The 23,795-nt window shown below is 62.8% G+C and carries 22 protein-coding genes and 1 pseudogene; 9 read left to right on the top strand and 14 right to left on the bottom strand.

All coding sequences use genetic code 11. The features are described 5' to 3' along the window. Both BM364_RS18110 and BM364_RS18105 read left to right on the top strand, forming a co-directional pair. Positions 1 to 287, top strand: a 287-nt coding sequence (locus BM364_RS18110) for a DUF421 domain-containing protein (RefSeq protein WP_139232632.1), incomplete at its 5' end; no start/stop codon positions are given. Positions 288 to 578: 291 nt separating this feature from the next. Then, positions 579 to 1,682 carry a mandelate racemase/muconate lactonizing enzyme family protein gene (locus BM364_RS18105; protein WP_092427174.1) on the top strand — a complete coding sequence of 368 codons (1,104 nt, stop codon included), beginning with the start codon at positions 579 to 581 and terminating at the stop codon, positions 1,680 to 1,682. A gap of 474 nt (positions 1,683 to 2,156) precedes the next feature. Here BM364_RS18105 and lepA read toward each other — a convergent pair whose 3' ends face one another. Beyond that, positions 2,157 to 3,962 carry a translation elongation factor 4 gene (gene lepA, locus BM364_RS18100; RefSeq protein ID WP_092427171.1) on the bottom strand — a complete coding sequence of 602 codons (1,806 nt, stop codon included), beginning with the start codon at positions 3,960 to 3,962 and terminating at the stop codon, positions 2,157 to 2,159. Between the two features lie 92 nt (positions 3,963 to 4,054). Between lepA and BM364_RS18095 the strand changes: the two genes are divergently transcribed. Next, on the top strand, positions 4,055 to 4,933 hold the full coding sequence (locus BM364_RS18095) for an extensin-like domain-containing protein (protein ID WP_092427169.1): 879 nt from the start codon (positions 4,055 to 4,057) through the stop codon (positions 4,931 to 4,933). Between the two features lie 157 nt (positions 4,934 to 5,090). Here the strand turns inward: BM364_RS18095 and BM364_RS18090 are convergent, their stop codons facing one another. After that, complete coding sequence (locus BM364_RS18090) at positions 5,091 to 5,492, bottom strand: hypothetical protein (RefSeq protein ID WP_092427166.1); 402 nt, start codon at positions 5,490 to 5,492, stop codon at positions 5,091 to 5,093. Between the two features lie 310 nt (positions 5,493 to 5,802). Here BM364_RS18090 and BM364_RS18085 point away from each other — a divergent pair, with 310 nt between their 5' ends. The 3 genes from BM364_RS18085 (at position 5,803) to mbfA (ending at position 9,247) form a co-directional block, all read left to right on the top strand. After that, complete coding sequence (locus BM364_RS18085; RefSeq protein WP_092427163.1) at positions 5,803 to 6,717, top strand: LysR substrate-binding domain-containing protein; 915 nt, start codon at positions 5,803 to 5,805, stop codon at positions 6,715 to 6,717. 30 nt (positions 6,718 to 6,747) lie between these two features. Continuing rightward, a complete protein-coding gene (locus BM364_RS18080; RefSeq protein WP_092427160.1) occupies positions 6,748 to 8,001 on the top strand; it encodes an NAD(P)/FAD-dependent oxidoreductase in 1,254 nt (417 codons plus the stop codon). Positions 8,002 to 8,266: 265 nt separating this feature from the next. Then, positions 8,267 to 9,247: an iron exporter MbfA gene (gene mbfA, locus BM364_RS18075; RefSeq protein WP_092427157.1), complete on the top strand. Its 981-nt coding sequence runs from the start codon at positions 8,267 to 8,269 to the stop codon at positions 9,245 to 9,247. A gap of 35 nt (positions 9,248 to 9,282) precedes the next feature. On the opposite strand, the gene BM364_RS18070 is transcribed toward mbfA, so the two are convergent. Next, the gene (locus tag BM364_RS18070; RefSeq protein ID WP_092427154.1) at positions 9,283 to 10,896 is read right to left on the bottom strand and encodes a GMC family oxidoreductase; all 1,614 of its coding nucleotides are present in this window, start codon (positions 10,894 to 10,896) and stop codon (positions 9,283 to 9,285) included. Positions 10,897 to 11,021: 125 nt separating this feature from the next. Here BM364_RS18070 and BM364_RS18065 point away from each other — a divergent pair. Continuing rightward, a pseudogene (locus BM364_RS18065) lies at positions 11,022 to 11,231 on the top strand (HigA family addiction module antitoxin); the annotation flags it as partial. Here the strand turns inward: BM364_RS18065 and trhO are convergent. Then, positions 11,228 to 12,268 carry an oxygen-dependent tRNA uridine(34) hydroxylase TrhO gene (gene trhO, locus BM364_RS18060; RefSeq protein ID WP_175528667.1) on the bottom strand — a complete coding sequence of 347 codons (1,041 nt, stop codon included), beginning with the start codon at positions 12,266 to 12,268 and terminating at the stop codon, positions 11,228 to 11,230. The pseudogene BM364_RS18065 and the gene trhO overlap by 4 nt on opposite strands. A 71-nt stretch (positions 12,269 to 12,339) precedes the next feature. Between trhO and BM364_RS18055 the strand changes: the two genes are divergently transcribed. Then, positions 12,340 to 13,377, top strand: coding sequence for an aldo/keto reductase (locus tag BM364_RS18055; protein ID WP_092427147.1), 1,038 nt, complete (start codon positions 12,340 to 12,342; stop codon positions 13,375 to 13,377). A gap of 187 nt (positions 13,378 to 13,564) precedes the next feature. On the opposite strand, the gene BM364_RS18050 is transcribed toward BM364_RS18055, so the two are convergent. Both BM364_RS18050 and BM364_RS18275 read right to left on the bottom strand, forming a co-directional pair. Next, a complete protein-coding gene (locus BM364_RS18050; protein WP_092427144.1) occupies positions 13,565 to 14,455 on the bottom strand; it encodes an NAD(P)/FAD-dependent oxidoreductase in 891 nt (296 codons plus the stop codon). A gap of 55 nt (positions 14,456 to 14,510) precedes the next feature. Next, positions 14,511 to 15,563, bottom strand: coding sequence for a DUF2793 domain-containing protein (locus BM364_RS18275; protein WP_175528666.1), 1,053 nt, complete (start codon positions 15,561 to 15,563; stop codon positions 14,511 to 14,513). 166 nt (positions 15,564 to 15,729) lie between these two features. Between BM364_RS18275 and BM364_RS18035 the strand changes: the two genes are divergently transcribed. Next, on the top strand, positions 15,730 to 16,608 hold the full coding sequence (locus BM364_RS18035; RefSeq protein WP_175528665.1) for a glycosyltransferase family 8 protein: 879 nt from the start codon (positions 15,730 to 15,732) through the stop codon (positions 16,606 to 16,608). A 10-nt stretch (positions 16,609 to 16,618) separates the two neighbouring features. On the opposite strand, the gene BM364_RS18030 is transcribed toward BM364_RS18035, so the two are convergent. The 8 genes from BM364_RS18030 to BM364_RS17995 form a co-directional block, all read right to left on the bottom strand. Continuing rightward, complete coding sequence (locus tag BM364_RS18030) at positions 16,619 to 17,419, bottom strand: hypothetical protein (RefSeq protein WP_139232630.1); 801 nt, start codon at positions 17,417 to 17,419, stop codon at positions 16,619 to 16,621. A 69-nt stretch (positions 17,420 to 17,488) separates the two neighbouring features. Beyond that, the gene (locus BM364_RS18025; protein ID WP_092427135.1) at positions 17,489 to 18,073 is read right to left on the bottom strand and encodes an NAD(P)H-dependent oxidoreductase; all 585 of its coding nucleotides are present in this window, start codon (positions 18,071 to 18,073) and stop codon (positions 17,489 to 17,491) included. 73 nt (positions 18,074 to 18,146) lie between these two features. Next, positions 18,147 to 19,043 (bottom strand): hypothetical protein, encoded by an 897-nt coding sequence (locus tag BM364_RS18020; RefSeq protein ID WP_092427132.1) that lies wholly within the window; start codon positions 19,041 to 19,043, stop codon positions 18,147 to 18,149. Continuing rightward, the gene (locus tag BM364_RS18015) at positions 19,040 to 19,939 is read right to left on the bottom strand and encodes an ABC transporter ATP-binding protein (protein WP_092427129.1); all 900 of its coding nucleotides are present in this window, start codon (positions 19,937 to 19,939) and stop codon (positions 19,040 to 19,042) included. Before BM364_RS18015 ends, BM364_RS18020 begins: the two co-directional genes overlap by 4 nt. Next, on the bottom strand, positions 19,936 to 20,301 hold the full coding sequence (locus BM364_RS18010) for a GntR family transcriptional regulator (protein WP_092427126.1): 366 nt from the start codon (positions 20,299 to 20,301) through the stop codon (positions 19,936 to 19,938). Before BM364_RS18010 ends, BM364_RS18015 begins: the two co-directional genes overlap by 4 nt. Positions 20,302 to 20,471: 170 nt before the next feature. Next, entirely contained in the window at positions 20,472 to 21,452 is a 981-nt protein-coding gene (locus tag BM364_RS18005; RefSeq protein WP_092427123.1) for an ABC transporter substrate-binding protein, read from the bottom strand. A 26-nt stretch (positions 21,453 to 21,478) separates the two neighbouring features. Further along, positions 21,479 to 22,594, bottom strand: a complete 1,116-nt coding sequence (locus BM364_RS18000; protein ID WP_092427120.1) for an ABC transporter permease — start codon at positions 22,592 to 22,594, stop codon at positions 21,479 to 21,481. Continuing rightward, positions 22,591 to 23,457 carry an ABC transporter permease gene (locus BM364_RS17995; protein ID WP_092427117.1) on the bottom strand — a complete coding sequence of 289 codons (867 nt, stop codon included), beginning with the start codon at positions 23,455 to 23,457 and terminating at the stop codon, positions 22,591 to 22,593. Before BM364_RS17995 ends, BM364_RS18000 begins: the two co-directional genes overlap by 4 nt. Positions 23,458 to 23,795 lie beyond the last annotated feature (338 nt).

Here is a 23,795-nt window from a genome sequence, read left to right as displayed (position 1 = left end):
AAGGGGCCGTGGCGCTGGGCCTGCTGATCCTCATGCAGTATCTGGTGACGTTCGCCTCAGTTCGTTGGCCTGGTTTCGCCCAGGCTGTTCGGTCTGAGCCGACGCTCTTGGCGCATGACGGGGCATTTTGCTACGAAGCCATGAAGCGCGAGCGCGTTACGCGTGATGAAGCCTTAAGCGCCGTGCGATCTGCAGGCGGTCAGGATATCGAGAGCGTCAAATATCTGGTTCTCGAGAGCGATGGGACGATCAGCGCGGCATTGTGCGCCGATCGAGCCGCGCCATGACGCCACACGCATCACCAACGAGATCGACATGTGCTTGGCTAGATCCGCGCAGAGCTTAGTAGTTGCGACGCCTTGAGAGTCGACACTGAAACTAAGGCACCATGCCCGAAACAACGAAACACTACATCGTTTAGGGAGTTGGGACTGCCAGGAGCCGGTCTACCACCCTGCTAACGCTGTTCGTCTCGCTCTAAGCCCTCCAGCTCTACCCCGCCTGACATGCGGTTGTGCTCTGAAGCGGATTCGCCAAGAGCGCGAGCTAACCACGCTGGGGTTGTAAAAGGAGATCATATGAAAATCGCTGGTATCGAGATCTTCAAGTTAGAGCTGCCAGTGAAGGGGGGACCATTCCGGATCGCGAGTTCTGACGTATCCACGCTCGACACGACTCTTGTGAAGATCATCGCAACCAACGGACAAGTCGGCTGGGGAGAGACATGCCCCGTCGGAGCGACCTACGCCGAAGAACATGCTGCGGGCGCACGTGCAGCCTTGCTTCAGATGGCCCCCGGTCTTATCGGCGAGGAGGTCTTGCCGCTCCCGATCCACCGCCGGATGAATGAGCTGCTCGCTGGCCATAATTACGCGAAGGCCGCAGTGGACATCGCCGTCTATGACCTGCTCGGTAAGCATCTAGAGGTCAGCGTTTCGGATCTTTTAGGCGGAGCCCTTACAGACCGCGTGCCCTCGTACTATGCAGTCGGGCTCGCAGAACCGGATGAAGCTGCTCGCATCGCACAAGAGAAGAGTAAAGAAGGCTATCCGCGGCTTCAGTTGAAGGTTGGCAACCGACCGGTCGAGATCGACATTGAGGCGATCCGTAAAACGTGGGAGGTCATCCGCAGCACCGGCACCCGGTTCGCTGTCGATGCCAACTGCAACTGGACGACGCGCGACGCTCTGCGCGCAAGTCGGGAATGTCTGGACGTGCCCTTCACCATGGAACAGCCGTGCAAGACCATTGAGGATTTGCGCAAGATCAGGCCGCAGATGCATCATGCCATCTACATGGACGAGAGCGGGCTGGACCTCGCAACCGCTATCTCTGCTGCCGGTCAAGGTCTCGTGGACGGCTTCGCCATGAAAATCACCCGGATCGGCGGACTGCAGCCAATGGCAGCATTCCGCGATGTCTGCGCAGCGATGAACCTGCCGCACACCTCTGATGATAGTTGGGGAGGCGACATCATTGCTGCGGCCTGCACGCACGTTGGTGCGACGGTTCGCCCCTCACTCAACGAGGGCGCATGGATCGCTGCGCCTTTTATCGAAGGCCACTATGATGGCGGGAACGGGCTCACCATCAAGGACGGGCATGTGGAGCGTCCAACGGGGCCGGGTCTCGGTATCAACCCCGACGAGGCGCTATTCGGTGGTCCGGTCGCTTCGTTCTAAATGAGCGGGTTAAGCCTGAACGGCAGTTGTTCGACCAACATCGGATAAAGCTGCCAGTCCGCATCCCACCCCACTGATGACATAGGGCCTCAACTCGACTGGTAATAACCCAAGCGAGCGCCCGGTTTTGTGAGCGAGCAGTGACACGCCCCAGAGCACCCCCTCCTAGCCTCCCCCTCCAGAAGGGGGAGGGACAGATGGGTGTGTGGGGCGGTTGGGGCCGCTGAGGTGCTCCTCCCCCTTTCGGAGGGGGAGGTCGGGTGGGGTGGGCCAGGAAGTGCGGATGGACTCCGGCCTCCCGTGGGGGGCAACGGACATGGTTTTCTGGTGCGGGTTCGCCACAAGAAGAAATCCCCGCTTGCGCGGGGATGAAAGGTAGTGGGGCGGCGCTTTATCTGCTTGGCTATGCCGAACAAGGCTTCTCACCCGGCGCTGCGCGCCGGTCTCTCCCAAAAGGGGCGAGGTGAGGCAGGGTCAGTCGTCGCCCATCTTAAGCGCCTTGATGAAGGCTTCTTGGGGGATTTCCACGCTGCCGAACTGGCGCATGCGCTTTTTGCCCGCCTTCTGCTTTTCGAGCAGCTTGCGTTTACGCGTCGCGTCGCCGCCATAGCATTTTGCCGTCACGTCCTTGCGCATGGCGCGCACGGTTTCGCGGGCGATGATCTTACCGCCGATAGCGGCCTGGATCGGGATGACGAAGAGATGCGGCGGGATCAGCTCCTTGAGCTTTTCGCACATGACGCGGCCGCGCGATTCGGCGACGGAGCGGTGCACCAGCATGGAAAGCGCGTCGACGGGTTCGGCATTGACCAGGATCGAAAGCTTGACGAGATCGCCCTCGCGGTGCTCGGCGAGCTGGTAGTCAAAGCTCGCATAACCCTTGGAGATCGATTTGAGGCGATCGTAGAAATCGAAGACCACTTCGTTGAGCGGTAGGTCGTATTCCACCATGGCGCGCTGGCCGACATAGGAGAGATTACGCTGGATGCCGCGGCGGTCCTGACAGAGTTTCAGGATCGCGCCAAGATATTCGTCGGGCGTCAGAATGGTCGCCTTGATCCAGGGCTCGCGGATTTCGCGGATCTTCATGACGTCCGGCAGGTCGGCCGGATTGTGCAGATGCAGCGTTTCGTCATTGGTCATCTCGATCTCGTAGACGACCGACGGCGCGGTGGCGATCAGATCGAGATCGAACTCGCGGCTGAGCCGCTCCTGGATGATTTCGAGATGGAGAAGGCCCAGAAAGCCGCAGCGGAAGCCGAAGCCGAGAGCGGCGCTGGTTTCCATTTCGAAGGAGAAACTGGCGTCGTTGAGCCGGAGCTTGCCCATAGCGGCGCGCAGCTCGTCGAAATCGGAAGCATCGACCGGGAACAGGCCGCAGAATACCACCGGCTGGGCCGGGCGGAAGTCGGGCAGGGGCGTAGCGGTGGGCTTCCGATCATCAGTGATGGTATCGCCGACATTGGTATCGGCGACTTCCTTGATCGAGGCGGTAAAGACGCCGAGTTCACCGGGGGTCAGCTGGCCGACCTCGACCAGTTTCGGCGTCTGCACGGCGACACGATCGAGCTCATAGACGGCGCCCGAGGCCATCATGCGGATCTTCTGGCCCTTTTTCATCACGCCATCGATGATGCGGACAAGGACGACGACGCCGAGATAAGTGTCGTACCAGGAATCGACGAGAAGCGCCTTGAGCGGCGCAGTGATGTCGCCCTGGGGAGCAGGGAGGCGCTGAACGATGGCTTCAAGCACGGTGTCGATGCCCATGCCGGTCTTGGCCGAGATTTCGAGCGCGTCCGAGGCATCGATGCCGATCACATCCTCGATCTGTGCCTTTACGCGCGGGATGTCGGCCGCGGGCAAATCGACCTTGTTGAGAACCGGGACGATCTCGTGGTTCGCATCGAGCGCGTGATAAACGTTGGCGAGGGTCTGCGCCTCGACGCCCTGCGAGGCGTCAACGACCAGGAGCGAGCCTTCGACGGCGGCCATGGAGCGCGACACTTCATAGGCGAAGTCGACGTGGCCGGGCGTGTCGATGAGGTTGAGGACATAGTCCTCGCCATCCTGGGCGCGATATTTGAGGCGCACGGTCTGCGCCTTGATGGTGATGCCGCGCTCGCGCTCGATTTCCATGGAATCGAGCACCTGTTCCTTCATCTCGCGCAGGTCCAGCCCGCCGGTCAGCTGGATGAGGCGGTCGGCAAGGGTGGATTTGCCATGGTCGATATGGGCGACGATGGAAAAATTGCGGATGTTTTTGAGCGGCGTGGTCATACGCGCGCTGATAGCAGAAGGCGAAGAGCGGAGAAAGATGGTTTGCGAGGGGTAAACGGCAACGCGCAACGCTTTGGCGCGTTTGTTCGGCCATGCGTCACCTCATCGTCTCCATTCTGGCGGTTGCCGCCCTCGCCCATCCGGCCCCGGCGCAGGATTTGCTGGCGCCTTTGCAGGATCTGGTCGAGGACCTGACACCGCGCCGCGCGCCGACGCAGCGCCCCGCTCAGGCAGCTCCGGCAGCGGAAAACGCCGAGGGTGGCGAAGAAGGTGAAACCCCGCCCATTCCCCGTCCGCGACCCGATGATCTCGGGGCGGACGCCGAGGTGCCCGAGACTGCCGAAACGCCGGACGAGCCTGTCGCGGAAGGGGAGGAGACCGCGGTGGCGGCGGAGCCGGTCGAGGCTGGCCGGATCTATCAGGTGGCCTGCCCGGCACTGCTCTCGGGTGCGGTCAGTGGAGAAATGCTGCCCCCGATCGATGATGGTGTGTGCAAGGCGCAGTCGCCGCTTTCGATCACCGCGCTCAATCTCGAGGGGCGCAGCATTGCCCTTTCCGAGCCGATCACCACCAATTGCCTCGTGGCCGGCGAACTAGTCGCCTGGGCCGGGGAGGTGGATAGCTATGCCCGGGCCGCGCTCGACAGTGCGCTCGTGTCGCTGTCCAACGGTCCGGGTTTTGTGTGCCGCAACCGCTATGGCGCCGAAGATGGCTTCGTGTCCGAGCACGGCTTTGCCAATGCGGTCGATATCGCCGGGATGACCCTGGCCGACGGGCGCACGGTTTCGGTGGAGGCCGATTGGCCGGAGGCAACGAGTCCAGAGGGCAAATTGCTGCGCCAGTCACATGGGGCTGCCTGCGGCAGGTTCACGACGGTGCTGGGCCCCGAAGCCAATGCGGAGCATCGGGATCACCTCCATTTCGACCTCGGCTGTCATGGGCAGACGTGCACGGCGCAGATTTGCGAGTGAGGATAGGCCCCTCACCCTGACCCTCTCCCCGGAGGAGCGAGGGGACGCAAGAGCCGATCATCCAGCGTTGACGGGTACACCGCCAGCAAGTCCATCGTCCCCTCGCCCCTCCGGGGAGAGGGTTTAGGGTGAGGGGCTCTCCCGCCTCGTTGAACGATCAGTTCCCCGAATAGATTGCGATCACCGCATTGGCCTGGGTCCGGTCGGTGCTGCCTTCGGCGCAATCGACGCCGGCTTTTTCGACATCGGCCTTGATGGCGGCATAGGCGCTCTCGCCGGTCGCTTCATCCATGCGCAACTCGCCTTGCAGCTGGCGGCGGTGGGCGGCCATGGCGGTGACGCCTGGCTCGATCACATCGATACCGCACAATTCGATCGTTGCCTGGGTGGCATAGAGCCCGGTGAGCAGTTCGCTCTGGCGGTTGCTGGAATTGACCTTGGCAAGCGGGTCAATCGTGACACTTTGCCCAGGCGCGGGTTCTTGCGGCGCCTGGTCCTGAGCCACGGCAGCGTTGAGGCTCAGGGCGAGAAAGGCGAGGGCGGAAAGGAGACGGGGCAAGAGGGCACTCCAAACTGAATTCTTGTGTCGCCCCGCATTGTCCCGTTGATTATGGCTTCAGCACGGCGCCTCCGGGCAACGCGGATGGTGCGGGGGAAGATCCGCCCAAAGGCGCGTGGCAGGCCCTGGAGGTGGGGGAGGAGCCGCGCTGGGTTCGCTCAGCCAGGCAGCAAATCGGCGCAAAAGGTCGCGCAAGCCGGACATGGTCCGTCTCCTTGTGTCGTGGTGCAGGTCTTGATGGCTTTGATCCTGCGCCGCGGTGCGGGGCGAGGCAATGGACAAGGTTTTCGGCTCGGTATAGAAAATCTATATGAGCAGTGCTTTCCCCATTCCGCTCAATGCCCTGCGCGCCATAGAGATCGTGGCGCGGGCAGGGGCGCTTGCCCCGGCCGCCGAGGAGCTTGGGGTGACGGTGGGCGCAGTCAGCCAGCATCTGCGCCGGGCCGAGGAACGGCTCGGGATGGCGCTTTTCACCCGCACGCCGCAGGGGCTGCGTCCCGTGCCTGAACTGGTCGAGATCCTGCCCCAGCTCAGCGCCGGTTTCACGGCCTTGCGCGATGGGCTGGCGAGCCTTACCGGCGCGCAGGAGGGCGTGCTCAACGTCACCGTGGGCAGCGTCTTTGCCTCGCGCTGGCTGATCTGGCGGGTCAAGAAATTCGAGCAGCAACACCCCGGGCTCGATCTGCGGCTGACCGTAACCGGCACCATGCTCGACCTGACGCGCCCCGATCTCGATTGCGCCATCCGCTTCGGCGATGGAGCCTGGCCCGGAGTTTCGGCAAGCCTAATCGGCGGACAGGCCTTTCAGCCGGTTTGCGCACCCGAATTTGCGGCGCGGCACGCCGATCTCACCGATCTTGGCAAAGTGCCGGTGATCATCGATCAGACCAGCATGCTCGATTGGCCTTTATGGCTCGCAGCGCATGGGCGGGACCCCGGCCAGAAACTGGCCGGCCCCGTGCTGTCCGACGCGTCGCTGGCGTTCGATGCGGCCATGTCGGGGCAGGGACTGCTGCTGGCGGCCGACATGATGAGCGCCGATGCGGTTTGCGATGGCCGGCTGGTGCGGCCCTTCGACAGTCCTGTCCTGGGCTCCCGCGGCTATTATCTGGCGACGGCCAGGGGGCGGCGCGAAACGCGCAAGCTGAAACTGTTTCGCGACTGGCTGGCCGGGGAAGTGCCCGACAGCGCGCAAGGTTACCTCAATCAAGAGGCGCGGCCATAGGCTCACCCCTGGCGGCACAAGGAGGCCGAAATGCAAGATGTGTTGATCCTGGGCGCCGGTATCGTCGGCATTGCGACGGGCATTCATCTGCTCAAGCGCGGCCGCAGCGTCACCCTGATCGACAAGAACCAGCCAGGGCGCGAAACCTCCTATGGCAATGCCGGGATCATCCAGCGCGAAGGGGTCCGGCCCCATGCCTTTCCGCGTGATCTGGCAACCCTGATGCAGGTAGGGCTGCATCTGTCGACTGCAGCGCGCTACGAACCGCTCGCCCTGCCGCGCATCGCCCCGCCGCTCCTGCGATACTGGTGGGCCTCCTCGCCCGACCATTATCGGCAGATCGTGCACAACTATGCGCCCCTGATCGGCCGCTCCATCACTACCCATGCCGCCCTGATTGCCGAAGCGGGGCCCGAAGCTGAAAAGCTCATCACCCGCCATGGCTGGTATCTGGTGTTCCGCACCGCCGAAAAGCTCGCCGAGGCGGCTGCCAGGGCAGCCGACGACAAGGCGCGCTATGGGGTCAATCATGAAGTGGTGGATTGGGCCGGGCTCAAGGCGGTCGAGCCGAGCCTGCGCGGTGGCCTCGTGGGGGCGGTGCACTGGACCGATCCCTGGACCGTGCGCGATCCCGGCGCGCTGGTCGCCCAATATTTTGCGCTCTTCGAGCGGCTTGGCGGAACCTTTGTGGTCGGGGCGGCCGATGGGCTCGTCCAGCACGGAAACGCGTGGTCGACCAACGTGTCCGGCACGCGGCACACGGCGCGCGAAGCGGTGATCGCCCTTGGTCCCTGGGCGCCAGAAGTGCTCGACAGGCTCGGCTATCGCCTGCCTCTCTTCGTCAAGCGTGGCTATCACATGCATTACCATGCCGAAGACGGGGCTGAGCTGAACAATACCCTGCTCGATCCCGAAGTGGGCTTTGCCATGGCGCCCATGGCGCGCGGCATCCGCATCACCACAGGCGCCGAATTCGCCTTACGCGATGCGGCGCCCACCCCCATCCAGCTCGGCAAGGCGGAAGCGGCGGCGCGCGACTTCTTTCCGCTCGGGACGAGGGCCGAGAAGGAGCCCTGGAAAGGGGCCCGCCCCTGCACCCCCGACATGATGCCCATTATCTCCAAAGCCCCCCGCCACCATGGCCTCTATGCCGGCATAGGACATGCCCATCACGGCTTTACCCTGGGGCCGGCGACCGGTGAATTGCTGGCCCAGATGATGACGGGTGAACCCACCGCAATAGATGTGAAGCCGTTCAGGATGGAGCGGTTTCTGGGCGGCTGATTGGTCTCGATGAGCAACGACTGGTGGTGCTGGAAGGCCCCCTCACCCGGATCGCTGCGCGATCCGACCTCTCCCCCACAAGGGAGAGGTGTCGCTGTGCGACTTTGGCAGTCTCCCACCTCTCCCTCTCGGCGAGAGGTCGACGGCGCAGCCGGCGGGTGAGGGGGCCTTGCCTCGATAATCGCGCTGCCGTTCCCCTCATCTCGGCTCTTGCTCAAACCTTAGAACAATTCTAAACTAGAACAGTTCTAAGCTTTGGCCCTTCATGTTCACGCTCTGGCCTGACACCCGCCGCTCCTTCCGAACGCTTTCCGAGCGGGAAATTCTGTCTCTTGCCATTGCCGCCGAAGAGGAAGATGGCCGGATTTATTCCGAACTCGCGACCCGGCTCGGCACTCATTATCCCGGCACGGCGGCGCTGCTCGAAGCCATGGCTGCCGAGGAGGACGAGCACCGGCGGCTTCTGCTCGATATGTATGTCGAGCGCTTCGGCAAGCGCCTCGTGCCCATCCGGCGCGAACATGTGCGCGGCTTTCTCGTGCGCAAGCCGGTGTGGCTGCTCAAGACCCTGACGCTCGAACAGGCGCGCCAGCAGGTCTGGGAGATGGAAGAAAGCGCCTACCATTTCTATTTAGAGGCAGCCCGGCTCGTGAATGACGTCGCCATTCGCCGGTTGCTCGGCGATCTGGCCCAGGTCGAGCGCAGCCACGCGGCAAGCGCCACGCGGTTGGACAAGGAACTTTTGGGCGAGGACGGGCACAACACCGAAAAGGATGCCGCCCATCGCCAGTTTCTCCTCACCTATGTGCAGCCGGGACTGGCCGGGCTCATGGATGGCTCGGTTTCAACGCTCGCCCCGGTTTTTGCCGCCGCCTTTGCCACGGGCGATACGCACCAGACCTTTCTGGTGGGGCTCGCGGCCGCGGTGGGCGCAGGCATTTCCATGGGCTTTACGGAAGCGGCCTCAGACGATGGCCGCCTGACCGGCCGCGGCTCGCCGATCAAGCGCGGCCTTGCTGCGGGGATCATGACGGCGGTGGGCGGGCTCGGTCACGCGCTGCCCTATCTTATCCACGACTTCTGGACAGCGACCGCGATTGCCGGCCTTATGGTCGTTATCGAGCTCTGGGCCATCGCCTTTATCCAGAAGCACTATATGCAAACGCCCTTCTGGCGCGCGGTGCTGCAGGTGGTGATCGGCGGCGCATTGGTGTTTGGCGCAGGCGTGCTGATCGGCATGGCGTAGCGTGCCTTAGTCGACTGGAGCGGATTGGCGCAAGCTTACGCTCCCGCCACCAGGCTCGCCGCCTTCGAGCCGATGGCCATGGCCGGCGCATTGGTATTGCCCGAGACGATCTGCGGCATGATCGAGCAGTCGATCACCCGCAATCCAGCGATTCCCCGCACCCGCAATTGGCTGTCGACCACGGCGGTGGGATCGTCGTCCCGGCCCATGCGCAGCGTGCCGACAGGGTGGTAGTTGGTCTTGACCGTTTGTCCGCAATATTTTTCGAGCGCCTCGGGATCATCCATCACCGCTTGGTCCGGCAGCAGTTCGGCGTCGATCTTTTCCGCAAGCGGGGAGGATTTCAGCAGTTTTCGCGCCTCGTGCAGCGCCGCGATGGTGAGCCTGAGATCGTCAGGATGCCCGAAGAAATTGCAGTCGACCACCGGCTGATCCGCCGGATTGGCTGAGCGCAGGGTGACGCTGCCGCGCGCCTTGGGGCGGAGGAGGCAGGAGGTGAAGGTGACGCCATAGGTGGGCTTGGCGGCAGAAACGTCGCGGTCGAGATAAACGATCGGTGCGCAATAAAGCTGGATCGTCGGGCGCGAGCCGCCATCGGGATCGAAGAACATGCAGGCTTCGATGCCCGTCGTCGTCACCGGGCCGGTATTGGTGAGCAGATATCGGAGCCCGTTGCGGATCATGTTCCAGCCGCGATCCTGCCCGAAATAGCCGGACTTGCCCTTGGTCGTCGCGATCACCGGGACCTCGTGATGGTCCTGCAGGTTCTGCCCGACGCCGGCGATATCGGCGACCGCCGAAATGCCATGCTGGCGCAGGTGATCGGCCGGGCCAATGCCCGAAAGCATCATCAGCTTGGCGCTGTTATAGCTGCCGGCGCCAACAAGCACTTCGCGCTCGGCGCGCACGGTGTGGGTCTCGCCATCCCTGGTATAGCTGAGGCCCGTGGCGCGGCCGTTTTCGACGAGGATCTTGTCGACCCGCGCCTCGGAGATGATCGTCAGCCGCTCGTCCCCTTTGAGCGGATCGAGAAAGGCCTTGACCGCGTCCGAACGCTCCTTGTAGCGGCCCCATTGGGCATAGGTGTGCTGCATGATGCCGACGCCGAACTGGGTGGCACCGTTGAAATCAGGGTTCGGCTGGTGGCCCAGCGCCTCGGCCGCGGCGATGAAATCATGCGTCGTTTGCGTAGTATAACCCGGATCGGAAACCCGCAGTGGCCCGCCCCGCCCATGGAAGAGATCATGGAGGCGGGCATTGTCCTCTATCCCGGTAAAGTGAGGAAGTATGCCGTCATAGGACCAGGTGGGATCATTGCCGAGGCTCTGGGCCCAGCCGTCATAGTCCTCTTTCTGGCCCCGCATATAAACCATGGCATTGACCGAGGAGCCGCCGCCGAGAACTTTTGCCACCGGCACGATCGGCGCGCGGCCGCCAAGCTGGGGCTGCGGCACGGTCTTGTGCATCTCAAGAAACGTGTCCTGCCCCAGATATTTCATGTAGCCGGCGGGCATTGCCATGATGCGATTGGTCCGCGCCCGCCCGCGTTCGAGCATCAAGACGCGAAAGCCGAATTCCCGGACCAGCCGCCAGGCGGCAACCGAGGCAGCCGAGCCACCGCCGGCAATGATGAAGTCGTATGTGGGCATAGTATCTCCTCTTGATGGGGAGACTAAGCCGCAGGCAGCAAGTCTTCTAGTCGGCTATCGAGAATTGTGCCCACCCGCGCGCATCCGACTGCGATTTCGCGGATGAAGTCGACGAGCATGGGCCGATAGAGCGTGCTATCCACGTATCCCCGAGGCGGATCAACGAGATCGTTTTGCGGCAGCGTAGCGTAACCGCCGATACCGATCTGCGGCTTGCCCGCTATTTTGGATTGTCGGAAGGCTTTTTCCTGTCCTTGCAGGCCGAATTCGATCTGATGCAGCGCCGGCGCGAAATCGGAAAGGACCTTGAGGCAATCGAGCCCCGAGCAGCTTAGCTCTCGCCATTCCGCGCCCGGGACTCCTCGGCCCGCGCGATTTTCTCCTTCTTTGCGCGTGCCGCGATCTCCTTGACCGCGTCCCCCAGATGCGCCGTGCCGCGCTTTTTGGCGAGGTCCATCTGGTGCTGACGCTCGGCAGCGGCTTTGTGCTTGGCCGTGTCATCGGCGCAATAGGGGCACGAAAGGCCCTCGGTGAAATCCTTATGGGCGCGATCCGCCTCGGTCAGTGGATGGCGGCAGGCGCGGCACAGCGTGGCATTGCCTAGTTCCAGCCCATGGCCGACCGAAACGCGCTCGTCGAAGACGAAGCACTCGCCGGCAAAGCGGCTCTCCTCCTTCGGCGTGACTTCAAGATATCTCAGGATGCCGCCCTTGAGGTGGAACACTTCCTCGAATCCCTGGCTCAGGAGATAGGACGACGCCTTTTCGCAGCGGATGCCGCCGGTGCAGAACATGGCGACCTTCTTGTCGCGCGCGGGGTCGAGATGTTTGGCCACATAGTCCTTGAACTCGACAAAGCTCGCCGTCTTGGGGTCGAGCGCGCGCTGAAAAGTGCCAAGACCCACCTCATAATCGTTGCGCGTATCGACCAGCACCACATCGTTGCGCTCGATCAAGGCGTTCCAGTTTTCCGGCTCGACATAGGTGCCGACCTGTTTTGAAGGGTCAGCTTCCGGCGCACGCAAGGTCACGATCTCGGGCTTGAGCCTGACCTTCATGCGCAGGAACGGAGCTTCCTCGGCAAAGGAATATTTGGTTTCCGCACCATCGAGCCTTGTGCCGAACGGGCCCGAGACAAACAAAAACTCGGCCAGCGCATCGATCGCCTCAGCGCTGCCCGCCACCGTGCCATTGATCCCCTCGGGAGCAAGGATAAGCGTGCCCTTGATGCCCTGATTGCAGCAGAACTGGGCAAGCGGGGTCTTGAGCGCTTCGCAATCGGGCAGGGCGGCGAATTTGTAGATCGCCATCACCTTGTATGGATAATGGGCCTGAGGCAGATTGGAGGCAGAGTCGGTGTGATGCGCGGTCATGATGCGCTCATACCATTGGCCGCACCCGGCGTCACGGGCGGCTGCAAGCACGACATCGGGAGAATTTCCAAGTGACCTATCGGGCCGACAACGCACGCTACGACCCCATGCAATATCGCCGCTCCGGCCGCTCCGGGCTGAAGCTGCCCGTGGTCAGCCTCGGGCTGTGGCAGAATTTCGGCGGTACGCGCGATTATCCGAGCGCCATGGAAATCCTTGGCTATGCTTTCGATCAGGGCATCACCCATTTCGACCTTGCCAACAATTACGGCCCGCCGGCCGGCTCCTCCGAGGAACTGTTCGGCCATGTCCTGGCGCGCGATTTCCGCCCCTATCGCGACGAGATGATCATCTCGACCAAGGCCGGCTACAATATGTGGCCCGGTCCCTATGGCGAGTGGGGAAGCCGCAAATATGTGCTGGCGAGCCTTGATCAGAGCCTCAAGCGCATGGGGCTCGACTATGTCGACATCTTCTATTCGCACCGTTTCGACCCCGACACTCCGCTCGAGGAAACCATGGGTGCGCTGGCTCATGCGGTGCGCACCGGCAAGGCGCTTTATGTCGGCATCTCCTCCTATCCCGAAAAGGAAACGCGCGAGGCGCATCGGATCCTGAAAGAGATGGGCGTTGCGACGACCATTCACCAGCCGAGCTATTCGGTGCTCAATCGCTGGATCGAGAACGACCGCACCATCGAGGCCTGTGGCGAACTCGGCATCGGAGTCATCGCCTTTTCCCCGCTCGCCCAGGGCGTGCTGTCCGGCAAATATTCCTCCGGCAACACCAATGGCACGCGCGGCGACAATCCAAGCGGCACGCTGCGCGCCAGCCATATCGAGCCGCGCGTCCTGGCTGCGGTAGACAAGCTGGGCGAAATCGCGCGTGACCGCGGCCAGTCGCTGGTGCAACTGGCGCTCGCCTGGGTCTTGCGGCGCCCGGAAATGACTTCGGCGCTGATCGGCGTGCGCACGCTCGAACAGCTCAAGGATAATCTGGGTGTGCTCGACAATCTCGAACTGAGCGCCGAGGAGGTCGCCGCAATCGATGAGGCGACCAAGGATGGTCAGATGGAGCTGCATCCCCGCCCACAAGGCTGGTTGCGGTAATTCAGTGGGGCTTACCCTATGAGCGAGTAGGGCTCCCCCTCACCCGTCTCGGGCTGCGCCCGATCCACCCTCTCCCCGAGAGGGAGAGGACAAGAGGGGCGGTTTGATCTGTTCTTCTCCCTCTCGGGGAGAAGGTGGCGCGTAGCGCCGGATGAGGGGGATGCGTCAGTGGGCTCCTCGCTCGCCGTTAAACCATCATCGAATTGAGCGCGCCCATGGCGGCGAGCGAGCCGGAATTGGCGGAAAAGGTGATGGAATGCATGCCCATGGTCAGGTCTCCCGCCGCATAAATGCCGGGGCGAGGGGTGGCGCCCATATCGCCCATGGCCAGCATGATTCCGGTCGGTGTGGGCTTGGTATCAAGGCCGAGTTGTTCATGCAGATTGGCCGAGGGCCGGTTCTGGGGATGGGCATAAAGCGCGCCGAGCGGCACCTTGGTGCCGTCCGCCAGCGTCACGCCGCTGATCGTGCCCCTGTCGTGCTCGATGGAAGCCAGCTTGCCGTCGAATATCTTGACGCCACGCTTTTCTAGCTTGTGGCGCTCCTCGTCGATGATCGCGTGGCCATCGAGAATAAGCGAAATGTCCTCTGTCCAATTGGCATAAAGCACCGGCCCGTGGAGCGACATGGGTGAGGAATAAAGCAGGCCCCAGGGTTTCTCCGAGACTTCATAGCCATGGCAGAAGGGGCAGTGGATCACCGTCTTGCCCCAGCTTTCACTAAAGCCGGGAACGTCGGGAAAAATATCAGTAATGCCATAGCTCAGGATAAGCCGCCGGCTTTCGATCGTCTCGCCATCCGCGGTCTTGACCGTAAAGGCATCGGGCTCGCCTGAAACGGTTTCGGCCCGCGCGTCCACCCAAGTGACGCTGGGATAGGCGCGAACCTGCTCGCGGGCCCGGGCCAGAAACTCGCCCGGCGGCGTACCGTCCTGGCCGATCACGTTATGGGCGTGGCTGGCATAGCGGTTGCGGTTCAAACCCGTGTCGAGCACGGTCACCCGGCGGCGGGCGCGGGCCAGTTGCATGGCGGCGGCAATGCCGGCAAAGCTGCCCCCGATAATGGTCACATCCTGCATGGTGCTTTCCCCTTGGGACTGTCTGCCTCCTATATGTAACACGGAGAGTTACATATCAAGGTGCTGGTTGCATGTGGGAGGCAACAGCTTTTTCCAGCGTTTCGATGCGCCCGTTCAGCGTCTGGATCGCGGCGATCAGCGGCGCGATGAAGCTGGAATAGCGCAGCGCCTGCTGACTTTGCTCGTCCTCGGGCTCAGCAAGAACATGGCCGCCGAAGCGCCCGACACCGTGTTTGCGGGCGGTCGCCAGCACCTCCTGGGCAAGGAGCCCATAATGGTCGGACTTGTCCGCGCCCGCTCGCCAGCGATAGCGCACCGGGTTGAGCGCCAGAATGAAATCGAGCCCGAGATCGCTTGGGGCGATATCGATCTTGTCGCGGCTGTCCGAGGTCTGGATCGTACCGGTAGCAGACCAGATGGCGCCCCAGCGCGCGCCGCTCGCGCCAAGGCTGTGGCTGTTGTCGGCCGCTGGCCGAAGCGATCCGGCAAGCCGCACCGCGCCATCCGGCCCGATGGCCATGGCCTCGATCCAGTTCACGCCATCGGGGCTGAGCTTGATACGCCAGCTATCGTCACCCATCAGGCCCATTTCTGCCCGGCCCGACCAGTTGCTTTGAAACAGGAGGCTCGCCGTGTCTGCCGCCGAGGCCTTGTTGATCTTGAGCTGGTGACCCGCGCCCTCATGGGTGAGAAGCGTGGCTGGAGCCGCAACGGCAAGGCGATTGGTCGGATCGGCGCTGGTATTGATCCCCTGACTCCTCAGCTCCGGCCCGGCGATCGCCACCCAGGCGCTGCCCGAAAAGACCAAGAGGCTTTCGCTTGCGCGGTCAAAGACCTGCCAACCGGGCGCGGGATCGAGAAACACCCAGCGATTGATCTGCCAGGCCGCGATCTCGTGTGTATGACCTGCCCAGCCCCCGCCAGCGCCTGCGGGCACGAGATAGGTCTCGCCCTCGAGCGGGTCCGACGGGGGAAGCGTGTCGCTCGCGCTGTCGACGCTGGCCTGCACAAGGATGTCGAGCCGCTGCAGCGCCTCGTTATGGGTGATGTGCTTAAGCGCCTGTCCGGCATGGATATGGGGCAGGCCGAGGCGGGGTGTGTCGTCCATTCTGGCTCTCCGGAAAAGGTGGAGCCACAGTCTGCCCGCGCCCGAAAGGCCGGGGATTAGCGGCATAGGCGTGGCCGGGGCGGCACCGCGCCTCTTTTCTTTGCCGTTCCAGTCTATAAGAGGGGACGAGCCTCCGTGCGGGGGGCGACGTGCACTCCGGATCGCCATGGCCTCTTCGCTTGATATCGTTCTCGCCTTCGACGACAATTTCTGGGCGCCGGCCTATGCCGTGATGCGCTCGATCTGCCTTTCGACCCATCGGCGCCAGGACCTCGTCTTCCATCTCCTGCACCTGCCGCTTTTGGCCGAGCACAAGCGCGATCTCGAAGCCATCACCGGTGAATTCGGCGCCAAGATCGCCTGGCATCCGCTCGATGGCATGGAGCTCTTCGATGTCTTCGTCGCCGACATGCCCGCCAGCGCGCAATGGCCCAAGGTGGTCTATGCGCGGCTGCTTCTGGCCGACATCTTGCCGGAGGCAGTGTCGCGGGTGCTCTATCTTGATTGCGACATGCTGGTGCGCGCGCCCATCGAGCGGCTGCTCGAAGCCGATCTGGGCGGCATGCCGCTCGGGGCGGTGCAGGATTCGCTCCATCCCTTCATCATGGGCCGCCGGGACATGCGCCAGAACAGCGGCATTTTCGATCTCGCCGATCCCTATTTCAATTCGGGCATGCTGGTGGTCGATCTCGCGCAATGGCGCGCCATCGACGTCAAGTCAGAGGTCGCGCTGATCGCCGGCAAGGGCTGGCTGGACCGGCTCTACTACGATCAGGACGTTCTCAACCTCGTGTTCCGCAATCGCTGGCACAAGCTCGACTGGCGCTGGAACACCATGGACGCCCACCCCGCCCATGAAGCGCTGGATCCACATATCCTCCATTTCACCGGCAAGAACCGGCCCTGGGCCCTCTGGGCGGGCATTTTACGCACCACCGCCTATGCCCGCTGGTATCGCCACGTGATGACCAATGATCTGTTCTACCGGTTCGCGCGGCACCGGTGGGGACGGTGGTGGCGGAAAAGGCTGCCGTTCTTGCGGTAGGGACCTTCGCTCAGTTCGGGACGATTCCCTCGCGCCGGCAGAGGTCCGCCATGGCACTTCCCACAGGCGGCACAGGCATGCCGGCCCGCCCGCGCGCGGTGAACTGGCTGCGCCAGAGGTGGATGCCGGTGGTGTCCGCGCGAACGAAGGGGTCGACCGATGAGCCGGGCTGCATCAAGGGCGGAATGCGCTCATAGGGGATCGGATAAAAGCTTGAACTGGGCAGGACCCGATCGGCCAGCCCGCGCGCCCGCACATAATGGGTCAGGGCCATGGGGCCGGTGGCGCCATATTGCAGGTTTTCCGGCGGGATCCTTTCGCCCAGGAGCCGGCGCGCCGCCACTTCCCAGCGCCGCATGGGCGTAAGGAATGGCTCAAGAAGCGGACGGTTCTGGTCCGAAAAGATTGAAAGCAGATCCCCCAGCAGCGGCGCATCGGCGGGAATATGGAGAACCGCGCTATTGACCGAGCCGGGCTTTTCCCAGGCCATCAGATAGTCCTGGGGCCCCACGATGGGCGCCACAAGATAAAGATCGAGATCGACATAGACGCCTTGGGCCTGCCGCATCAGCTCGAGTCGGAATCGGTCGGAAAACACCGCCGGCGTGCCCTTGCCTTTGTAAAAAACCAGGTCCGCACGCGGCAGGATTTCGGACGCGTCGCGCCAGACCGCGCCATGGGGGAAATTGTCCGGACGGTCGAAGGCAAAAATCTCGACGCGGTGGCCCTGCCGGACAAAGGACGCAATGCACAGCGCTTCGAGCCAGCTCATTGGGCCATGCCAGAAACTGACAAGAGTGGGCAGGGTCATGCAAATCATCCCGGTAAAGCCAGGCCAACTAAGCCCTTGGCCATCAAAACTCAATGCGCTTGGGCGCCTTCAGCTCAAACCTGCCAAGGCCTTCTTGATCCGCCCTTCGAACCGCGCCAATTGCCCGGCATCCACCTCTTCCGCTCCATAAAGGCTCAGCATCCCGAACCTGGCCTTGGGCGCACAGGCTCCGATCAGCGCCGTCCTGAGCACCTTGCGCACCGGCTGGCGCATCAGGAGGCGGTCGATCCACCAGGGCGAGCCGAGCGTCGTCACGACCAGCACGGATTTGAGTCCGGTCAGCAGCGGTTTGATCGGGGTGCCGTGATGGTAGGCAAAGCCAGGCGCCCAGACGCGATCGAACCAGCCCTTGAGCAGCGCCGGCATGGAAAACCACCAGGTGGGAAAAACCAGGATCAGGCAATCGGCCTGGCCCAGCCGCTCCTGCAGCGGCGCGATATCGGGTGGCGTGAACGGCGCTGCATAATAGCCGCGCCGCTCCTCCGGGGTCAGGCTGGGGCTGAAGCCATGCACGGCAAGATCGAGCCGGTCCACCTCGTGGCCGCGTTCGAGCAGCCATTGGGCGATGGTGCCGGCCAGATGCGCATTGAGGCTTTCCGCCAGGGGGTGGCACTGCACCAGATGAACGCGCATGAAATCCTCTGAATTGGCCGCCGCGCATCCCGATCGGCACGCGGCGGCAGAGTGGTCAAGTCGAGCCTGCCGGTCAATTGGCGGCAGCGCGGCGCCGATATTCGCTGGCAAGGAACAGCACACAAAGCGCAAACACAACGCCGATTCCCACCTGCAGCCAATCGAGGCGGCCGATGAGATCGAGCGCATAGGGCACACCCGAATGAACATCGACCCCAAGCGGTCCATCGGCGATCCACTGATCGACAAGCCCGGCCTCGGGCATGGTGCTGCGATAGCTCACATAGTCCCAGGTCCGGGTCTGGAACGGGTGGAGCCCGCCCAGAGTCACCCATTCGAGCGTTGCCACGAGCGAGGGAAGAAGCAGCGAGAGCGGAATGGCCCAGCGGCCCACCATCACGGCCATGGCCCCGACCAGCGCCATGAACGGCATGTACCACAAGAGCGAGACGACAAGCTGCACCAGCGCAATCAGTCCCACGTTCCAGAAGATCGCCCCGAGATCGAGGAAATTGGTCACGGCCGAGGTGCCATTGACGATCATGGCGATCTGCGCCGTTCCCAGCATCAGCGCCATGCTCAAAAGAGCGATGGCATAGACTGCGCCGGGCAGCACCGTGACGGCCGCAATCAGCTTGGCCAGCAGCATGGTGAAGTCCGAAACCGGCATCGATTTCCAGAACAGCATGGAATTGTTGCGCTTGTCGGCGGCAAAGCCATCGGCGCAATAAAAGAACAGCACGGCCAAGAGATAGAGTCCCCAGGCGACGCAGAGGACGAGGGCCGGCCAGAACAGCATGGTGGACAACCCGGTCACGATCGAGCCGGTCATGCGCACATCGACCCGCCCCACGGTAAAGGCGAGAACGGTCATCCCGACAACGATCGCGACCAGCAGCAGCGGGCCGAGCAGAAAGGCCCCGCGATGTTCGATGAATTCGCGGTGGATCAGGGCGGAAAAGGCCTTCATCGGGCGGTCTCCGGATTGGCGGTCGGGCGCTGCATCAGCGCCACGAAAAGATCGCTCAGCGTGGGGGTCGACACCTTGCCCAGCGGCTCGAGCCTATCGCGGGCCACCCCGTCGAAGACAAAGACGGTCTGGCCGAAGCGGGTTTCTTCGTAAACCGGGCCGAGCGCCCGCGCCGCTTCTTGCGTTTCGGGCTCGTTGCTGACGAGCTGGGCGAATTTCTCGTTCACCGTTTCCATCTGCATGTGGAGGATCAGGTCGCCATCCCTGATGAACATGATGTCGGACAGCATGAACTCGATCTCGTCCACCTGATGGGTGGTGATGATCAGCGTCCGCTCCTCGGTCATGTAGTCTTCCAGAAGCCGGCGATAGAACCGCTTGCGATAGGTGATGTCGAGCCCGAGCGTCGGCTCGTCGAGGACGAGCAGCTTGGCATCGATCGCCATCACGACGGCCAGATGGAGCTGAGCCATCATGCCTTTCGAGAGCGTCTTGATCTTCATTTCCGGCCTTATATCGGTGCCGGAAAGGAAATCGCGCGCCTTGTCGACGGAAAAGTTGGGGTGGATGTTGGACAAGAGTGCAAACAGCTCCCGCACCCGTAAAAACCGGGGCAGGCTGGCGACATCGGAAATGAAGGCGACGTTTTCCATCAGCTTGGCGCGGCGCGCAAAGGGGTCTTCGCCCAGAACGCGGATCGTGCCCTCATAGCTCGTCAGGCCCAGCATGGCGTTGAGCGTCGTGGTCTTGCCGGCTCCATTGTGCCCCACAAGTCCATAGATGCGCCCCGCGGGGATGTCGAAATCGAGCCCGTGCAGGATTTCCTTGCCGCCAAAACGCTTTTTCAGCCCGCGTGCGGTGACGACGGGTTCGCTGTGCAACGTGGTGTCAGTCATGGCTTGGGCTCCTCTTGGGCCTGGGCAAGCAACGTCCGGGGATCGAGTTCGAGAGCCTTGATCTGGCTCAGAATGCGCGGCCAATCCTGCGCGAGAAACTTGTCGCGTTCATGCAACAGCAATTTGTCGCGTGCGCCCTGGGTCACGAACATCCCTAGCCCCCTTCTTTTTTCCACCACACCGATTTCGACCAGGGCTTCGAAGGCCCGCGTGACCGTCAGCGGATTGACCGAGAGCTCGCCCGCGATCTGGCGCACGGAAGGCAGGGCATCGCCCTCCTTGACCGCACCGCGCAGCACCATTTCGATCAGCCGCTGCCGGATCTGCACGAAGATCGGCTGGCTCGCGTGAAAATCATCCATGTGTCGTGCCTATCTAGTGTGCTAGATATGTAGCACAGTGTATGGGCAAAGCAAGGGTGAAAATACTAAAGCGTGGCGGAAGTTGCCGCCAACAGGCCATCTGCCTGCCTCCTAAGAAAGCAAAACGGGCAGGGATCGCTCCCCGCCCGCCCAAACAGAGCGCTCCAAACCTAGTTCAGGGCGTCGGTGACGACCGTCGTATAAGCCCCTTCCGGCTCGGCCCCGATGATCTCCTGGTCGATCAGCGCCTTGACCGTGCGGTCATAGGTCGCCATGTCGAGCGCCGGATCGTCCGCGTCGACAAGTTTTGAGACTTCGCCCACCATATAGAGCTGATGATCGAGCTCGGCCGCACCCGTTTCGTCGCTCTCGACGACGATTTCAGCAGCCTCCTCGGGGTTTTCGAGGGCATAAGCCCAGCCCTTCATCGAGGCGCGCACGAAGCGGGTATAGGCATCGACCTTGGCTGGATCGTCGAGCGAATCTTCCAGGACATAGAGCCCGTCTTCGAGGAGGTCATTGCCCATTTCGGTATAGTTGAAGATGGTCAGGTTTTCGGGGCCATAGCCCGCATCGAGCGCCTGGCCATATTCGTTATAGGTCATGACCGAGATGCAGTCGGCCTGGCCCTGGATCATGGGCTGGATATCAAAGCTCTGCTGCAAGACCGTCACGCCGCCGTCCGAGCCGTCGGTCGCGATACCTTCCTTGTTCATCCAGGCGAAGAACGGATATTCGTTGCCGAAGAACCAGACGCCCAGCGTCTTGCCGGGGAAGTCGGCTACTTCGGTGACCTCGGATTCGGTCGGACAGATCATCATCAGGCCCGAACGCTTGAAGGGCTGGGCGATGTTGACGAGCGGCACGCCGGTATCGCGCGCGGCAAGGCCTGCCGCCATCCAGGTGACGATGATGTCGGCGCCACCGCCGGCGATCACCTGTTCGGGCGCGATGTTGGGCCCGCCGGGCAGGATGGTGATGTCGAGATCTTCCTCGTCATAAAATCCCTTGGCTTCGGCCACGAGATAGCCGGCGAACTGGGCCTGCGTCACCCACTTCAATTGCAGCGTCAGCGCGTCCGCCGCAAAGGCGCCGGGCAGTGTGGCCAGCGCCATGGTCCCCGCCAGAAGGCCCGTGATCATTGTTTTCATTTCTCGTTCCCTTTTCCCTGTTTTGGCTACGCCCGGCCACCACGGACGGACGGATGCCAGAAGGTGACGCCCCTCTCCAAAAGAGCGATCACCCCGTAAAAGGCGGACCCCGCGATCGCGGCAACCGCGATCTCCGCCCAGACCAGGTCGATGGCAAGACGCCCCACCCCGGTCGAAATCCGGAAGCCCATCCCCACAACAGGCGTTCCGAAGAATTCCGCTACGATTGCGCCGATCAAGGCCAAAGTCGAGTTGATCTTGAGGGCATTGAATATGAAGGGGCCCGCAGCGGGGAGCCTGAGCATCATAAGGGTCTGCCAATAGCTGGCAGCATAGGTCCGCATCAGGTCGCGTTCGATCGCTGAGGCGGCATTAAGCCCGGCCACCGTGTTGACCAGCATCGGAAAGAAGGTCATCGCGACGACGACGGCGGCCTTCGATTGCCAATCGAACCCGAACCACATGACCATGATCGGGGCGATGCCGATGATCGGCAGGGCCGACATGAAATTGCCGATCGGCATGACCCCGGCCTTGAGGAACGGCGAGCGGTCGACGGCGATGGCGACAAGGAGGCCCGCCCCGCAGCCGATCAGATAGCCGGGGATCACCGACTTGACGAAGGTCTGGACGAAATCGGCCCAGAGGATCCCGGTCGATTGGGCAAAGCGCGCGGCAATTGCCGAGGGTGGCGGCAGGAGCACGGGCGACACATTGGCGCCCCGCGTCACCACCTCCCAGATCACCAGCAGCGACAGCCCGAAGATCAGCGGAATGACCTGCCCCGTGCCGGTATGAGGCAGTCGCCCCTGCCGGATCGCCGTGGTCAGGCGCTCGACAAAGAGCCAGCTAAAGGCCCAGGCCGCAAAGAGCGCCAGCCAGTGGTGCACCGGCAGCACGCCTTCGGCCGGTAGCGCAGCGATGAGCGCCACGGCGCCGAACACGGCCAGCAGCCCGTCGAGCCACAGGCTCCAGGGCATGACGAGGCGCGCGAGCGAGACGGCGCCAAGGGCAAAAAAGACCGTGATCAGCGGTGCTGACCCCAAGGTAGGGACGCTCGCAAGAAAGCCAAGGGCCGCAAGCCCGCCGCCGACAAGACCGAGATAGAGCTGCAGGCTCGTCAATTCGCGCGCAAAACTCATGCCCGCACTCCCATGCGCCGGTTGACAGCGCGCTCTGCACTGCCGACGAGCGCCACGAGCACTGCCGCCAGCCCCGCCGCGATAAAAAGCGCCGCCCAGATCTGGATCGTCTGCCCATTGACCGAGCCCGTCAGAAGCCGCACGCCCAGGCCCCCCCCGGCGGTGTTGGAGAGTTCGGCCACGATAGCCCCGATCAGTGAAATGGCGATGCCGACCTTCATCGAGGCGAACAGAAACGGCATGGCCGCCGGCCAGCGCAGCTTCCAGAATACCTGCCAGGAATTAGCGTCATAGGTGCGCAAGAGATCCAGCTGAATGCCCTCGGGCGAGCGCAGGCCCTTGACCATGCCCACGACCACCGGGAAAAACGAGAGATACATCGAGATCAGCGCCTTGGGCACGAGCCCGGTCAGCCCCACCGCATTGAGCCCGACGACCAGCATCGGCGCCACCGCAACGATTGGCACTGTCTGGCTCGCGATGATCCAGGGCATGAGCGAGCGGTCCGACGCATCATTGTGGATGATGGCGACGGCCAGCAAGACGCCAAGGCCGGTCCCGAAGGCAAAGCCCAGCAGCGTCGCGGAAAGCGTGATCCATCCATGATAGGCGAGCGAACGCCGCGAGGTGATCTCCAGCGCCACCGTCCCATTCCAGATTTCGGACACCACCTGATGCGGCGCCGGCAGAATGGGCTTGTCCTGCGCCCAGGTCTGCTGGGCAAAGGTGTGGAAGGGCACATCAGTCAGGTTAGCGCGCCCATTGAGCGTATTCTGCCAGGGCGCATTCATCAAAATCGCAGCCGCGTACCAGACGGCGATGATAAGAACGAGAATGGTGAGAACGGGAAGGACGCGGTTCATGGAGAGAACACCTCCACCCAACCTCCCCCTAAAGAAGGGGGAGGAGCTGGCAGGTAGCTAACTGACGATCTTGCCCCAGGCGAGATGCTGCCACTCCTCCCCCGGCTTTCGGGGGAGGCCGGGTGGGGGCCGTTACGGCCAAGCACCCACCTATTCATTTAATGAACTTCCAAATGCGGCCGGTCTTTAGCAACCTACCTTCTTTCTGAAGGTTCTGGGCCGCCCAACGAGACTCGTATTGCCAAGTGTAAAAAAGATCACCAGCGGATCGAAGCTCGGTTTCATGATGATCCCAAATGTGCTTCGCAACAGAAGCGGGACTACCCTCACCGAGTGCT

Origin of the sequence: Devosia crocina (genome assembly GCF_900116545.1) — a bacterium.
Lineage (GTDB): Bacteria > Pseudomonadota > Alphaproteobacteria > Rhizobiales > Devosiaceae > Devosia > Devosia crocina.
This window is presented reverse-complemented; position numbering and strand designations above follow the sequence as displayed.